The organism is Serratia sp. 201, from assembly GCF_037027545.1.
GTDB classification, from domain to species: Bacteria; Pseudomonadota; Gammaproteobacteria; order Enterobacterales; family Enterobacteriaceae; genus Serratia; species Serratia bockelmannii.
Window position 1 is genome coordinate 396366 of the sequence record NZ_JAXCHC010000002.1, and the last position, 14179, is coordinate 410544.

13 protein-coding genes are annotated in these 14179 nt (G+C 60.9%); 8 read left to right on the plus strand and 5 right to left on the minus strand.

Translation table 11 applies throughout. The annotated features are described in order from the left end of the window. Nucleotides 1-14 precede the first annotated feature (14 nt). Entirely contained in the window at nt 15-911 is an 897-nt protein-coding gene (locus WA302_RS10190; protein WP_043140163.1) for an endonuclease/exonuclease/phosphatase family protein, read from the plus strand. 27 nt (nt 912-938) lie between these two features. Here WA302_RS10190 and pdxR (WA302_RS10195) read toward each other — a convergent pair whose 3' ends face one another. Beyond that, complete coding sequence (gene pdxR / locus WA302_RS10195; protein ID WP_336063787.1) at nt 939-2372, minus strand: MocR-like pyridoxine biosynthesis transcription factor PdxR; 1434 nt, start codon at nt 2370-2372, stop codon at nt 939-941. Between the two features lie 93 nt (nt 2373-2465). Here pdxR (WA302_RS10195) and WA302_RS10200 point away from each other — a divergent pair, with 93 nt between their 5' ends. Continuing rightward, nucleotides 2466-2921, plus strand: a complete 456-nt coding sequence (locus tag WA302_RS10200) for a rhodanese-like domain-containing protein (RefSeq protein ID WP_043140156.1) — start codon at nt 2466-2468, stop codon at nt 2919-2921. A gap of 4 nt (nt 2922-2925) precedes the next feature. Here WA302_RS10200 and flk read toward each other — a convergent pair whose 3' ends face one another. Further along, entirely contained in the window at nt 2926-3954 is a 1029-nt protein-coding gene (gene flk, locus WA302_RS10205) for a flagella biosynthesis regulator Flk (protein ID WP_336063791.1), read from the minus strand. Nucleotides 3955-4159: 205 nt separating this feature from the next. Here flk and WA302_RS10210 point away from each other — a divergent pair, with 205 nt between their 5' ends. The 4 genes from WA302_RS10210 to WA302_RS10225 are packed head-to-tail and all read left to right on the plus strand — an operon-like array spanning nt 4160 to nt 7814. Further along, nucleotides 4160-4522 (plus strand): hypothetical protein, encoded by a 363-nt coding sequence (locus WA302_RS10210; protein ID WP_060447956.1) that lies wholly within the window; start codon nt 4160-4162, stop codon nt 4520-4522. A gap of 49 nt (nt 4523-4571) precedes the next feature. Next, complete coding sequence (locus tag WA302_RS10215) at nt 4572-6608, plus strand: protein-disulfide reductase DsbD family protein (protein ID WP_336063794.1); 2037 nt, start codon at nt 4572-4574, stop codon at nt 6606-6608. Further along, nucleotides 6605-7321 carry a DsbA family protein gene (locus tag WA302_RS10220; protein WP_336063796.1) on the plus strand — a complete coding sequence of 239 codons (717 nt, stop codon included), beginning with the start codon at nt 6605-6607 and terminating at the stop codon, nt 7319-7321. Before WA302_RS10215 ends, WA302_RS10220 begins: the two co-directional genes overlap by 4 nt. Next, nucleotides 7314-7814, plus strand: coding sequence for a protein disulfide oxidoreductase (locus WA302_RS10225; protein ID WP_049207343.1), 501 nt, complete (start codon nt 7314-7316; stop codon nt 7812-7814). The genes WA302_RS10220 and WA302_RS10225 overlap by 8 nt, the downstream gene beginning before the upstream one ends. Here WA302_RS10225 and pdxR (WA302_RS10230) read toward each other — a convergent pair. Further along, entirely contained in the window at nt 7811-9277 is a 1467-nt protein-coding gene (pdxR, locus tag WA302_RS10230; protein WP_336063800.1) for a MocR-like pyridoxine biosynthesis transcription factor PdxR, read from the minus strand. The genes WA302_RS10225 and pdxR (WA302_RS10230) overlap by 4 nt on opposite strands. 172 nt (nt 9278-9449) lie before the next feature. On the opposite strand from pdxR (WA302_RS10230), the gene WA302_RS10235 reads away from it, so the two are divergent. After that, nucleotides 9450-10445, plus strand: coding sequence for a DMT family transporter (locus tag WA302_RS10235; RefSeq protein ID WP_049207341.1), 996 nt, complete (start codon nt 9450-9452; stop codon nt 10443-10445). Between the two features lie 156 nt (nt 10446-10601). Further along, nucleotides 10602-11234, plus strand: coding sequence for a CatB-related O-acetyltransferase (locus WA302_RS10240; RefSeq protein ID WP_043140141.1), 633 nt, complete (start codon nt 10602-10604; stop codon nt 11232-11234). A 112-nt stretch (nt 11235-11346) separates the two neighbouring features. Here WA302_RS10240 and WA302_RS10245 read toward each other — a convergent pair whose 3' ends face one another. Together WA302_RS10245 and WA302_RS10250 are read right to left on the minus strand one after the other, a co-directional pair. Further along, nucleotides 11347-12144, minus strand: a complete 798-nt coding sequence (locus WA302_RS10245; protein ID WP_152561304.1) for an MrpH family fimbial adhesin — start codon at nt 12142-12144, stop codon at nt 11347-11349. Nucleotides 12145-12657: 513 nt separating this feature from the next. Then, nucleotides 12658-14175, minus strand: coding sequence for a tripartite tricarboxylate transporter permease (locus WA302_RS10250; RefSeq protein ID WP_043140139.1), 1518 nt, complete (start codon nt 14173-14175; stop codon nt 12658-12660). Between the last annotated feature and the right edge of the window lie 4 nt (nt 14176-14179).

A 14179-nucleotide genomic window follows, 5' to 3' on the forward strand; every position in this document is an offset into this window, starting at 1 on the left:
CTCAAGGAGAATTCATGCACACCGGTCACGCTCTGCTTATCACCTTATTGTCCCTTGGCCTTTCTCACAGCGCCTGGGCGTCTGCCGATACCGGGCATGCCAACAGCAACGCCAACAGCCGCGAAGTGGCCAGCGCGCTGGGCGGCCTGAAAAACAAAACCTACGAGCTGGAGCAGGCGCCGAAGATCCGCGTCGCCAGCTTCAATATCGCCGCCGGCAAGGTCAGCGACATGACCGCCATCGCCAAGGCGATTCGCGCGATGAACGTCGACGTGGTGGCGCTGCAGGAGGTGGATAAACTCACCGCCCGCAGCGGGCGGGTCGATCAGGCGGCGGAACTGGCGAAGCTGACCGGCATGCAGGCGGTGTTCGGCCGGGCGATCGATTTCGACGGCGGTGAATACGGACTGGCGTTTCTCTCGAAGTATCCGCTGCACGACGCCGTGATCTATCCGTTGCCGTCCGGCCAGCGCGAGCAGCGCATCGCCTTCAGCGCCAAGGTCGATGTGCCGGAGTTCCCGACGCCGATCACCCTGTTCAACACCCACCTCGATACCAAGGAAGATCCGACGATGCGTCTGGATCAGGTGCGGGAGCTGAACGATCGCACCATCGAAGTGCGCGGCATCAAACTGCTGTTCGGCGACATGAACGACGTGCCGGGCAGCGTCACCTGGCTGGAGCTGAGCCGCTATTGGAACGACATCATGCCTAACGGGCAGGACGGCCGCAGCTGGCCGGCGGAAAACGCCGAGATCAAGGTGGATTACATCTTTAGCGGCAATGCGCAGCGTTGGCATCTGGACAGCCTGACGGTGCCGAACGCCAGCGGCGATTGGAATGGCGTGCACTGGCCGGCGGTGAGCGATCACCTGCCGCTGGTGGCGGAGATGCGCCTGACCGAGCAATAAGCCGGCCGGCGTCTTTCCAGGGCAGGGCTAAGCCACAACGATCCGCGCCAGCCGCTCGACGGCGCTGCGGATCTCGCCCGGCGTCAGAGCCGAAAAACCCAGCAGCCAGCCATCGCGCTGGGCCTGAACCGTTTGGTATTGCGCCGTTAACCCGGGCGTAAGGACGCCGAGCCGCCACGCCTGCCGGCTGAGCGCCGCCTCCCGGCCGGGCGGTAGCCAAACGCTGAGCTGCAGGCCGCCGGCGGCGGGAGCGGCCGTGGCGAAGTGGCTCAGCTTTTCGCGCACTTCCGTCAGCAGCACATCGCGCCGGCTGTGGTAGAGCTGGCGCATGTAGCGAATATGCGCGGCGAAGTGCCCCTGGCGGATGAACTCGGCGGTCACCGCCTGCATCAATTGCGCGCTGTGGCCGTCATAGACCGTGCGCGCGGTGACGAAGGGAGCGACCAGCGCGGGTGGCACGATCAGGTACGCCAGCCGCAGCGAAGGGAACAACGATTTGGAGAAGGTGCCGAGATAGAGCACCCGGCCATGGCGATCCAAGCCTTGCATCGCCGGAATCGGCAGCCCGTCGTAGTGAAATTCGCTGTCGTAATCGTCCTCAATGATCCAGGCCTGTTGCCGCTCCGCCTGCGCCAGCAACGCTAACCGGCGCGCCAGGCTGAGCGCAGCGCCGGTCGGGTATTGGTGCGAGGGCGTCAGATAAATCAAACGCGGATCGGGCAAGGAAGGTTCTGCTTGCAGGCCGTCGGCGTCTACCGCTACCGGCGTCAGCGCGGCGCCGGCGCTGATAAAGGCGTTTCTCGCCCCGGCGTAACCCGGCTCTTCCATCCAGACGCTGTCGCCGCTGTCCAGCAGTAACGTGGCAATCAGTTGCAGCGCCTGCTGCGAACTGGTCAGCAAGATAACCTGGTTTGCATCGCAGATTACGCCGCGCGTTTGGTTGACGTGGGCGGCAATCGCTTCACGCAGCGGCAAATAGCCCTGCGGGTCGCCGTAGCGCAGCAGGCTTTCTCCCTGTAGCCGCAGGCGCTGCGCGGTCAGCTGCTTCCATAAGGCCAGCGGAAACGCGCGCAGGTCCGGCGAGCCGGCAGCGAAGGCCTGAGGATACTGCGGATCGCGGCAGCCGCCGGTTTGCACGATCTGTTGGCCGCGCTGTGAAAGACGTGGCATGCCGGAGCCGGTCGCCGGTGGTGGCGACTTGGCGATACGGATCGCCACAAATGTGCCCTGGCCGACGCGGCGCTGCAAATACCCCTCCGCCTCCAACTGGCCGTACGCTGCTTCGACGGTCACCCTTGAGAGGTTCAGATCCCCAGCCAGCACTCGGCTGGAGGGCAGCCGTTGCCCAACGCTCAATGCGCCGTGGTGGATGGCCTGCCGCAATGCCGCACACAGACGATCGCGCAGCGTGCCGGCGGCGTGAGGCGATTGCTGAAACAGCGTGATCAGCGTGTGCCGCATAATGGGTCTTATCATGAGTAAAAAATGGGTATCAATCATAAGACCAAAATCGGGCACTATTGTCATCTGTCTTGATCAACGGGAGTGAGTGATATGCCGAAAGAATCCTTGGTGCTGGCTTTTCCGCCAGCGGCGCCGGAAGAGAGCCTGGCCTATCTGGCGGCCAAACTGAGCCGCTATGCGGATGCCTGGGACGTGGCGGAAGATTTGCGCAATGGCGTGGACGGAATGGTGGTGATCGATACCCGTGCGGAGGCGCTGTACGCCGCCGGGCATATCCCCGGCGCGTTCAGCTTGCCGCATCGCCTGATGGATGAAGCCGGCACGGCGCACCTGGATCGCCAAAAGGTGTATGTGACCTACTGCGACGGCATTGGCTGCAACGGTTCCACCAAAGGCGCCTACAAGCTGGCGACGTTGGGGTTCAGGGTGAAGGAGTTGATTGGCGGGCTGGATTTCTGGCTGCGCGACGGCCATCCGTTGGCCATCGGCGAACAGCCGGGATCGCTGCGCGATCGGGCGGCTGTTGCGGACTGCGGCTGCGCCTGAGGCGTTAAAATACCAGCGCCAGCACCACGGCCAGCACCAACAGCAGCAGGATCAGCGCCACGGCCGGCTTGCTGAGCGCTTTTTGCAGTGGCAGAGGCAGGGCGGCGATCAGCGGGTTGAGCAGCGGCTGTGGCTCGACAGGGTGGCTGGCGATCGGCTGCGCCTGGCCGGCCTTCTCCAGACGGCGGGCAAACAGTTGATGAATGGCGTCGCTCATTTGCGGGTGCGTCAGCGGCGCATTGGCGCCGCAGTTGAAGCGCGCCTGGCAATAGTCGTTCATCTGCTGCAGTTCTTGCTCGTCCGCCGGCTGTTTGAGCGCCGCCAGCAGGTTGTTCAGCGTCGGTGCGCTCTGCGGGCTGAGCGCCACTTTCACCTGTAAAAACTGGTTCAGCAGCTGGAAGTGGCGCGCCGGCAGCGGATCGTTGGTTTTCACACCCGCCAGATCGAACAGCGTTTGCCAGATTTTAGCCGGCGCTTCGCCGGTGGCGGCACTGAGTTTGGTGATCTGCTGCTGCAGGCTTTGATGCTCTGCGGGCAGCAGCGGGCGATCGCTGGTGGCGGTTTGCTGCGGTTGGGGAATGGTCAGGCCGCCGGTCTGCAACAGATTCAGCACCTGCTGCAGCTGTGGTGGGCTTAACTGGCTCAACACCGTATGGCCGAACCGTTGACGAATAAAGTCACTGACCGCCTGGCGATTATTGCCCTGCGGCAGCAACTCGGCCAGCTGTTGCAGCAGTTGGCGCCCGGCATGGTTTTGCTGCGCCTGCGTCAGGCGCGTTTGCAGCAGCTGTTCCGCCGGTTGAAAATGGCGCGCCAGCAGTTCGCCGCCTTTATCGGCGCCGAGATCGTGACGCAGAGACGCCCAGATCTCCGCCGATTTTACCGGGCTGAGCGTCATGATTTTCACGATCAGTTTTTCCAGCGTTGTGCGCTGCGCCGGAGAGAGGGGTTGATCGTCAGTGGCCGCCGTTTTGCCCGGGGAAGGGGGGCGCTCGCCGGCGATTGGGGTGCCCGGCCCACTCAAAGGTTGCATATCACCAGTCCTTCGCTGTGTATCCCCGCAGTGTGCCTGGAGGAGAGAATCGTCATCGTACCCGGCGAAAAGCGCAGGCTTACCCTCTATGATACCTGTAATTCGCCGCCATCAATACCGCCGCTCAGACATTTCTTTACCGACAAAACGTTGCTAATCGCGTCTGCGCCGCTAAGATAACCCCAGATCTGAACATGAGGATGGCATGGTTAAACGGCAGCGGATTGCAAAATGGTTTTTATGCCTGGCTTGCCTGGTGGTGCTGACGTGCATGACCCAGCGCATGGCGGGCCTGCATGCGCTGCAGCAAACGCTGGGGATCCCGGCCGCTACCGCCGTTCAGTCCAGTGATGCCGCCGCCGAAGCGCAGCCGACGCCCTGTGAACTGAGCGCCAAATCATTGCTGGCCGCGCCGCCGGTAATGTTCGAAACCGTGCTGTTCGGGCTGGGGCTGCTGCTGGCGCTGTTGGCGCCGACCATGGCCGCGCGCCTGCGCATTCCTCCTCCCCGCGTCATCTCACCGCCCACCCTCAGGGTGCACCTTCGATTATGCGTCTTCCGTGAATGAGTTAATCGCCCGTTTTTCGCGGTGAATTAATCATTTATGGAGAATTAACATGTTGAAAATTATCAGGCTGGCCTGCGCTTGCCTGTTTATGCTGTGGCTGCCTGCCTTGCAGGCGGCGGACAGCGGCTGGCTGCAGAACCCGGCCAACGATCATGCCAAGGTGCGGCTGCGCGCCGACACGTCACAGCCGGGAGAGACCCGTCTGCTGCTGTCGGTCGAGCTGCAAAAAGGCTGGAAAACCTACTGGCGCTCTCCAGGCGAAGGCGGCATCGCGCCGGCTATCGTCTGGCAGGGCAACCCGCCGCCCGCAACCTGGCACTGGCCGACGCCGCAGCGTTTCGAGGTGGCCGGCATTTCCACCCAGGGCTATCACGATCGGGTCACGCTGCCGATCGTGATGCCAGGCCAGGTGTCCGGCCCGCTGGCGGGCACCCTGACGCTGTCCACTTGCAGCAATGTCTGCATTCTGACCGACTACCCGTTCAGCCTGGATCTGACCATGCCGAACGATCCGCTGTTTAACCACGATTTCGCGCAGGCGATGGGGCAGGTGCCGATCGCCGCTGGGTTGGCGGAAAGCGTCAAGGCCGGTTACCGCAGCGGCGAGCTGCAGATTTCCGCCGAACGCGCCGCCGGTTGGCAGCAACCCGCGCTGTTCTTCGATACGCTAGCGGATGCCGATCTCGGCAAGCCGCAGGTCGAGACCGACGGTGCTCAGCTGTTGGCGCGAGTGCCGGTCAGCGACGGTTGGGGCGATGCGGCGCCGGATCTGCGCGGCAAAACGCTGACGTTGGTGATTGACGACGGCGGCATGGCGCAGCAGATTACGCTGCCGATTGGCGATCCGCTGGCCGCGCCTGCCGGTGCGGCGTTCCCGTTATGGCAAGCGGTATTGATGGCGCTGGCGGGTGGGTTAATCCTCAACCTGATGCCGTGCGTGCTGCCAGTGCTGGGCATCAAGCTCGGTTCTATCCTACAGGTGGAGCATCGCGATCGGCGCAGCGTTCGTTTGCAGTTCCTGGCGTCGTCGCTGGGTATCGTCGCCTCGTTTATGGCGTTGGCCTTGCTGATGACGCTGCTGAGACTCGGCAACCACGCGCTTGGCTGGGGCATTCAGTTCCAGAATCCGTGGTTTATCGGCTTTATGGTGCTGGTGACGCTGCTGTTCAGCGCCAACCTGTTTGGCCTGTTCCATCTGCGCCTCTCATCCGATCTGAATACCTCACTGGCCACCCATAACGGGCACGGTCTGAGCGGCCATTTCTGGCAGGGCGCGTTCGCTACGCTACTGGCGACGCCGTGCTCGGCGCCGTTTCTCGGCACGGCGGTGGCCTTCGCGCTGGCGGCGTCGCTGCCGGTGCTGTGGGGCATGTTCATCGCACTCGGCATCGGCATGAGCCTGCCGTGGCTGCTGATCGCCGCCTGGCCTTCGCTGGCGCTGCGCTTGCCGCGCCCCGGCCGCTGGATGAATACCGTCAAGCTGGCGATGGGGTTGTTGATGCTGGCGTCGTCGCTGTGGCTGCTGAGCCTGCTGAGCAATCATATCGGCGTGCAGGCCACGCTGTGGCTGGGGGCGCTGGCGCTGCTGGCGTTGCTGCTGGCAGTATGGCGTCAGCAGGGCGCACGGTTAGCGGCCAAGCTGGCGGCGGGCACGTTGGTGCTGGCTGGCGTGGCCTTGTTGGCCGGCTCGCTGACCGCCGGCCTGTGGCGCCAACCGTTGCAGGATCGGGTGCAGTGGCAACCGCTGAGCGAACAGGCGATTGCCGAGGCGCTGGCCCAGCATAAGCGGGTGTTCGTCGACGTGACCGCCGACTGGTGCGTGACCTGTAAAGCCAACAAATTCAATGTGCTGCTGCGCGATGACGTACAGCGCGCGCTGAGCGCCGACGATGTGGTCGCGCTGCGCGGCGACTGGAGCCGCCCGTCGGCCGACATCAGCGCCTTCCTGCAAAAGCGCGGCAGCGTCGCCGTGCCTTTCAACCAAATCTATGGCCCCGGCAGCCCGGACGGCGAGGTGTTATCCCCGCTGTTGACCCGTGACGCCGTGCTGCAAACGCTCTCCCATGCCAAAGGAACCGAACAATGAAAAAGCTACTGATTTTACTGATGATCATCGCCGCCCCGGCGTGGGCCGCCGAGCCTTTCACTCCGGCACAAGAGGCGCGTATCAAAGAAATGATCCGCGAAACGCTGGTGTCCAACCCGGACATTCTGGCGCAGGCGGTGGACGCCTGGCAGCAGCAAACCGCCGGCCAGCAAATCAGCCAGGCTATCAAGCAGAACGCCAAAACGCTGTACCAGGATCCGGCCAGCCCGCGCCTGGGCGCCGCCAACGCCAAACTGACGCTGGTGACCTTTACCGACTATAACTGCCCGTACTGCAAGCGGTTTGATCCGATGCTGGAGAAGATCGTCAAGCAATACCCGGATGTGGCGCTGGTGGTGAAGCTATTGCCGTTCAAGGGCGAAAGCTCGGTCAGCTCGGCGCGCGTGGCGCTCACCACCTGGCAGCAGCATCCGGATCAATTCTGGGCTTTGCACCAGCGGCTGATGGCGAAAAAGGGCTTCCACGACAAGGCCAGCATCGCCGCCGCGCAAGAAAAAACCGGCGTCAAGGCGGTGGCTCCGAGCGAACAAAGCATGACCACGCTGCGCACCAATATGGAATTGGCGGAACAATTGGGCGTACAAGGGACGCCGGCGACGCTGATCGGCGATCAAATGCTGCCGGGGGCGGTGTCCTATGAAGAGCTGGAAACGATGGTGAAGCAGCGGCTGGCGAAGGCCAACCATGGCTAAGCTCAAGCGCTGGGGGCGCGAGTTGCTGCTGCTGGCGCTGATCGTACTGGCGGTGGTCACGGTAATGGATTGGCTGAACGCGCCGCAGGCGCCGTCGGCCTTCGATGCCCAGACGCTGACCACGTTGGACGGTGAGCGCGTATCGTTGGCGCAGCTCAGCCATGAACGGCCGCTGCTGGTTTACTTCTGGGCCAGTTGGTGCGGCGTCTGCCGTTTCACCACGCCGGACGTCGCCCGTTTGCAGGCGACGGGCGGCAACGTGCTGACCGTCGCGCTGCGCTCGGGCGACGATACCCAGGTGAAACAGTGGCTGGCACGCAAACGGCTGGCGCTGCCGGTGGTCAACGATCCGGCCGGTACGCTGTCGGTGCAGTGGCAGATTGGTGTGACGCCGACCTTCGTGGTGATCTCGCAGGGCAAAGTGGTGCAGAGCACCACCGGCTGGACCAGTTACTGGGGGATGAAGCTGCGGCTGTGGTGGGCCGCTGTCTAACCGGCGTTTTTCTCTGTTATCACTTCCTCAATCGCCCGGCCTAGCCGGGCGATACCTTCTTCAATCTGCGGCGGCGAGTTGGCGGCAAAGTTTAGCCGCAGACTGTGCGCGCCCAGCTGTTCCTGGGCATAAAAGCATTCGCCGCGCGCGAAAGTGACGCCGTGTCGCCAGGCCACCGGCATCAGTTCGGTGGTGGTTACCGTCGCGGGCAGCGTCAGCCAGATAAACAAGCCGCCTTGCGGCGTTTCGAAACGGCACCCCGGCGGCAACCGCCGTTGCAACGCGTCGATCATCACTTCCAGATGGCGGCGGTAGACGCGCCCGGCGCGCCGCAGCTGCTTGTCGTAACGGCCGACGGTGACGAACGCGTCCAGTGCCCGCTGGATCAGACTGGAGCTGGTGAAGCTGTCGACGTGTTTCAGCCTGGCGAAACGCTGATAGTGTTCGCTGTCCGCCACCAGATAGCCGATGCGCATGCTGGGCAGCAGCATCTTGGAGAAAGTGCTGACGTAGATCACCGCGCCCGGCTGCGCCAGCGCGCGCAGCGACGGCAGCTGCTTGCCCTGGTAACGCAGATCGCCGACGAAATCGTCCTCCAGGATCACCACGCCGGCCTGTTGGGCGATCGCCAGTAGGCGTCGCCGACGCACCTCGCTCAGGCAGCGGCCGGTCGGGTTGTGGAAATTGGGGATGGTATAGATCAGTTTAGGGCGGTGGCGTTCCAGCAACTCGGGCAATCGTTCGACCAGCATGCCGTGGCGATCGCCGGGCACGGTGACGATATTGATGCGGTGCTGGCGCAGCAGGCCCAGCGCTTCGGCGTAGGTCGGCTCTTCGACGATCACCGTATCGCCCGGTGTCAGCAGGCTTTGCACCACCAGGCTGATGGCATGCTGCGAGCCGTTGGTGATCAGCACCTGTTCCGCCTGCGTGGGGATACCCTGTGCGCTGAGGATGCGGCTCAGCGTATCGCGCAGCGGGTAGTAGCCGCAGTATTCGCCGTAGCTGAAGGCCTCTTCCGCGTGGCGGCTGAGCACCGACAGCAGCACTTTGCGAAACGCCTCCAGCGGAAACACCTTAGGGCTGCCGACGCCGGCGGCGAAGTTGATCAGCCCCTCGGGCAGCGGGGCGTCGGCATAGCCGTCCAGCCGCGAGGTGAGGGTGGTGAAGCTCTCCAGCGGGAAGGGGGCATCGCTGGTCGGCCGGGCCGGGCGCGTTTGCGTCTGCGGGTGCGCAACATAGGCGCCGCTGCCGCGCCGCTGATGCAAAAAGCCCTTGGCCGCCAGCTCGGCGTAGGCGTTATCCACCGTTAAACGGCTGACCGCCAGCTCGGCCGCCAGCGTGCGCGTCGAGGGCAGCTTGTCGCCATCGACGAACACGCCGGTGAGGATGGCGCGCCGCAGCGCTTCTTCGATCTGTAAATAGAGCGGAACGTCCTGCTCGCGATCTAACGGAATGTGCATGCGAAATTGGCCCGGTTAGGGAGAGAGCTTTTTACTATAACCCATGTCAACGGGGCTTCAAGCGCAGAAAAGTGGCCTGCATGACAACGCCGTAAAGTGGCTATAGTGAGAAAAAATGGCCGAGTTACACTCTGTGCCTGAGTATTTATGTCACCATTTCTCCGAGGATCTCATGTCATTACCGTCAGGCGTTTCCGCCCGGCCTTTGCTGCCCGGCGCGCGTCTCTTTCAGGGCAGCCGCCAGGGTTACGTCATCGCCATTATCAGCGCCATGCTGCTGGCCTTTACCGCCATCATCATTCGCACGCTGACCGAGTACTATCACCTGCCGACTTTCGTGCTGGCGTTCTGGCGCGCGGCGCTGGTGGCGCTGGTGCTGTTGCCGCTGCTGTTGGTGGTGAAACCGCAGTGGGCGCGCCTGCGCCGTGAACAGGTATTGTTCTACGCGCTTTACGGGCTGCTGCTGGCGCTGTTCAACAGCCTGTGGACGCTGTCGGTGGCGCTGAACGGCGCATCGGTGGCGACCATTCTGACCTACTGCTCGGTGGGCTTTACCGTGTTCCTCGGCTGGGTGATGTACAGCGAACGCCTGACGCTGCGCCAACTGCTGGTGATCGCCATCAGCCTGGGCGGTTGTTTCTTGGTCAGCAACGGCGACAGCATGGGCAACCAGCACTTCGACTTGTTGGGGCTGCTGGTGGGGATGCTGTCGGGCATCGGCTATACCCTGTATACCCTCGGCGGGCGGGTGGCCAGCGAACGGGGCTATCCGGTGTGGAACACCATTTTGTACGTTTTCGGTTTTTCGGCACTGTATCAGCTGGTGTTCAACGCGGCGCTGACGGCGTTCCCGCTGGCGGCGTTCCACGGCATGGCCGGCTCTCTGTGGTTCCTGTCGCACGGCGCGCAGGGCATTCAGTGGAGCGGCTGGCTGTTGCTGCTGGCGCTGGCCGCCGGGCCGACGCTGTTGGGCTTCGGGTTGTATAACATCAGCCTGAAAACGCTGCCGCTGGCCGTAGCCAACCTGATCCTGTCGTTGGAGCTGGTTTTCACCGCGGCGATCGCCTATTTCCTGCTGGGGGAAAACATGAATCAGCTGCAGCTGCTGGGCAGCGCGCTGGTGATGGGCGGGGTGCTGCTGTTGAAAAGCAAGACCGCCGAGGCGTGATCGGCTACCATTACGCCTCGCAAGAGAGGCGGTAATGATGAATAACCCGAGATTGAAACGAGCGCTTATCGCTTGAATGGCCGTGTTGAGTGAACGACAACACGGCCACAGACATTCCGTTCCGTGGCTTTTATTCCCGTAACAAGAGAATACGCCATGTCCGAAAAACACTGGTCCAACACCGAACTGCTGCATCAGACGGTGACCAACCCGAATATCATCGTCAAAGGCACCCACAGCTACTACAGCGACTGTTGGGATAACGGCTTCGAACGCTCGGTAGTGCGCTATCTGCACGGCGACGCGGTCAGCCGGCAATGGCAGCCGCTGGGTGACATAGATCGCTTGCTGATCGGCGATTATGTGTGCATCGCGGCCGAAACAGTGATCCTGATGGGGGGTAATCACACCCACCGTATCGACTGGTTGAGCCTGTACCCCTTTATGGAAACCATCAAACGGGCGTACCGCCCCAAAGGCGACACCCGGCTGGGGGACGGTTGCTGGATTGGCATGCGGGCGATGTTGATGCCAGGGGTATCGATAGGCGAAGGGGCGATCGTCTCCGCTGGCAGCGTGGTGGCCGGCGATGTTGAGCCTTATGCCATCGTCGGCGGTAACCCGGCGAGGTTTATCCGTTGGCGATTCGCGCCGGAAATCATCGCGCGGTTGCTTGCGTTGCGCCTCTATGACTTGTCCGAGGCGGACTTTGCGGTGGTACAGCCTTTGCTGGTCGACAATGATATTGCGGCCGTAGAGCGGGCGATATGCAACATTAAGCGTTATTAAATGAAAAGGACGGGGTAATGACCCCGTCCGAGAGTGACTGAGATAATCGGGCCAAGTGTACCAGAAACTCTCCGACTGTTAATCCTCGCTCCACGGCAGCCGTATAACTGCATTATAGAAATGCAATGTATATAATAGCATTGCCTGAGAAAGGTCCTGGGTCTACGGTATTATTGGCTGTCAGTTTTGCTTTTAGATTGATATTTTTCCGTTGGCCGCCAGTCAAAGAATAATCCACGCCTGTCCATGCGGAATTTCCATCTAAAAAAAGCGTCGAATAAAAATTTTTGGTGTTTCTGAAATAAATATTTCCATCGCCTAATGTAGATTGGGCATATATTTTTACCGTGCCTGACTGAGTGCATCCGATTGTTCCATAAATCGTTCTCTCCATCCCGGAAATCTCGTCCTGCGAAAGCGTACCAAAATCTATCACAGGAGGGAGATTCACATCACAAGATTGGTTTTGGGGAGGCAATTTGCCGCAAACAGAATTAGGCCATAAAAACGCCCCCCCGGCTAGTGATGGCGTATGTACATAAAAAAGCCCAACGCAACTGGCATCCCTACCGTTCACCAGGTAGGGTCGCGAGGTCCATGGAATGCCAAAGGAGTTTTTCCAGGCGATCTCTATTTCTTTTGCGGTTCTATATTTTTCAATTCGAAGACAATTTTTAGAGTCTATACATGAGCCATGTAGCCCAGGATTTCGGGTACTGTATTTGACATCAGGGCCAATAAAACAAGACGACCATCCATAACAAGGATTGAGATCAGAAGGGTTCTCATCCCACGCAACCAACGATTGAACAACCGTTAGGTTAACAAAAGATACGGGAAGCATATATGCGCCAGCTATAGCTTGTTGAGATAATAAAAATGTGCAACAAAAAATAAATATTCTAAACATTATAACTCCTGATTTTATATTTATCTTCCCTATTGATTGTCATCTATAATGCCGCCCATGTTTTGGTGGATTTATAGAGAATATCTGCATCACATTATCATGTGTCTGAGTGAACAGCAATAATTTGGGTTCTCGAATTATCTGGTTGATTTAGTCTGGGTTTTTATTTTTATGATTAAATAAAAAGTATAATTAATGACAATGTAATAGCTCAGGTTACTTTCTTCACTCTCTCCGTCAATAACGATATAAAAGGGTCACGTAGAGTGTGTGGGGGGAGGAGGAGGGGCCAAATGTAGTGGCAAAAATCGATAGCCGTTATCAGGTTAAAAAACGGTATCAAAAAGGTAACGGACATCTGTAATGGATCAATCGCGGACAACAAAAGTTTTTGCGTGTTTAGACATGAAAAATCCAGAGTCAAAAGTCTGGCTCTGGATTTTTTCTCTGGTCGGCTTATTCAAGCTCTCTCAAACGATCGGCATCAGAGATCATAACACCGCCCGTTTCGCATTACTCGGCCTTGGCCTCGGCCACCGGTTGGCGGCGTTTACGCATCAGGCGCAGCAGCGGCGGCAGCGCCAGTACCGCGACCGCCAGCACCAGCAGCGTTTGCGCGATGCTGCTGCTCCACAGGATGCCGAATTCGCCGTTGCTGATCGACAGCGCGCGGCGCAGGTTCTGCTCCAGCATCTCACCCAGAACAAAGCCCAGAATCAGCGGCGACATCGGGAAGTGCATTTTCCGCAGGATATAGCCGAACACGCCCAACCCCACCATCAACAGCAGGTCGAAGGTGGTGCTGTGCACCGCATAAACCCCCACCGCGGAAACTGCGGCGATCGCCGGCACCAGGAACCACAGCGGAATGGTCAGCATGCGGGTGAACAGGCCGACCAGCGGCAGGTTCATGATCAGCAGAATGACGTTAGCGATCAGCAGTGCGGCGATCAGCCCCCAGACGATATCCGGCTGTTCGGTGAACATCGCCGGGCCGGGGGTGATGTTGTACAGCGTCAGCGCCCCCATCATCACCGCCGTGGTGCCGGAACCCGGCACCCCCAGCGTCAGCATCGGAATGAATGAGCCGCAGGCCGAGGCGTTGTTGGCCGCTTCCGGCGCCGCTACGCCGCGGATGTCGCCCTTGCCGAAGGTGTCGCTGTTACCGCTGATTTTCTTCTCGGTCATGTAGGTCAACGCGCTGGCGATGGTGGCGCCGGCGCCCGGCAGAATGCCGACGAAGAAACCGATCACCGACGAGCGCAGGGTCGGGCCTGCGCACTGCGCCGCCTCTTTGCGGTTGAACAGCAACCGGCCGGTTTTACGCACCAGCTTTTGCCCGGCGCTGGTGCTTTCCAGCATCAGCAGGATTTCGCTGACCGAGAACAGGCCGATCACCACCACGATAAACTGCACGCCGTCGGAGAGGTGCACGCTGTCGAAGGTAAAGCGGTAAACGCCGGTGTTGGCGTCGACGCCCACCGTCGCCAGCCCCAGGCCGATCAGCGCCGCCAGCAGCGATTTCAGCGGGTTCTGGCTCATCATGCTGCCGAGGCAGGCGATGGCGAACACCATCAGGGCGAAATACTCTGCCGGGCCGAAGGCCAGCGACCAGCGGGCCAGCAGCGGCGCGAACAGGATGATGCCGCCGATGGCGATCATCGATCCGACGAACGAACTGACCGCCGAGATGGACAGCGCCACGCCGGCGCGCCCCTGCTGCGCCATCGGGTAGCCGTCCAGCGCGGTCATGATCGCCGCCGCGTCGCCCGGCACGTTGAGCAGAATCGACGAGATGCGGCCGCCGTACTCGCAGCCGATATACACCGTCGCCAGCAGGATTAGCGCCGATTCGGCCGGCAGCTTGAGGGCAAATGCCAGCGGCAGCAGAATCGCCACGCCGTTGATCGGCCCGAGGCCCGGCAGCAGGCCGACGATGGTGCCGACGAAGCAGCCGATCAGGGCGATAATCAGGTTCTGCGGCACCAGCGCCACTTCGAACCCTTGGGTCAAATACATCCAGGTATCCATCATC

What these genes read in the sequence shown, in the direction of transcription:
- WA302_RS10190 (WP_043140163.1), top strand. Translation starts at nt 15, where the DNA reads ATGCACACCGGTCACGCTCTGCTTATCACCTTATTGTCCCTTGGCCTT.
- pdxR (WP_336063787.1), bottom strand. Translation starts at nt 2,372, where the DNA reads ATGCGGCACACGCTGATCACGCTGTTTCAGCAATCGCCTCACGCCGCC.
- WA302_RS10200 (WP_043140156.1), top strand. Translation starts at nt 2,466, where the DNA reads ATGCCGAAAGAATCCTTGGTGCTGGCTTTTCCGCCAGCGGCGCCGGAA.
- flk (WP_336063791.1), bottom strand. Translation starts at nt 3,954, where the DNA reads ATGCAACCTTTGAGTGGGCCGGGCACCCCAATCGCCGGCGAGCGCCCC.
- WA302_RS10210 (WP_060447956.1), top strand. Translation starts at nt 4,160, where the DNA reads ATGGTTAAACGGCAGCGGATTGCAAAATGGTTTTTATGCCTGGCTTGC.
- WA302_RS10215 (WP_336063794.1), top strand. Translation starts at nt 4,572, where the DNA reads ATGTTGAAAATTATCAGGCTGGCCTGCGCTTGCCTGTTTATGCTGTGG.
- WA302_RS10220 (WP_336063796.1), top strand. Translation starts at nt 6,605, where the DNA reads ATGAAAAAGCTACTGATTTTACTGATGATCATCGCCGCCCCGGCGTGG.
- WA302_RS10225 (WP_049207343.1), top strand. Translation starts at nt 7,314, where the DNA reads ATGGCTAAGCTCAAGCGCTGGGGGCGCGAGTTGCTGCTGCTGGCGCTG.
- pdxR (WP_336063800.1), bottom strand. Translation starts at nt 9,277, where the DNA reads ATGCACATTCCGTTAGATCGCGAGCAGGACGTTCCGCTCTATTTACAG.
- WA302_RS10235 (WP_049207341.1), top strand. Translation starts at nt 9,450, where the DNA reads ATGTCATTACCGTCAGGCGTTTCCGCCCGGCCTTTGCTGCCCGGCGCG.
- WA302_RS10240 (WP_043140141.1), top strand. Translation starts at nt 10,602, where the DNA reads ATGTCCGAAAAACACTGGTCCAACACCGAACTGCTGCATCAGACGGTG.
- WA302_RS10245 (WP_152561304.1), bottom strand. Translation starts at nt 12,144, where the DNA reads ATGTTTAGAATATTTATTTTTTGTTGCACATTTTTATTATCTCAACAA.
- WA302_RS10250 (WP_043140139.1), bottom strand. Translation starts at nt 14,175, where the DNA reads ATGGATACCTGGATGTATTTGACCCAAGGGTTCGAAGTGGCGCTGGTG.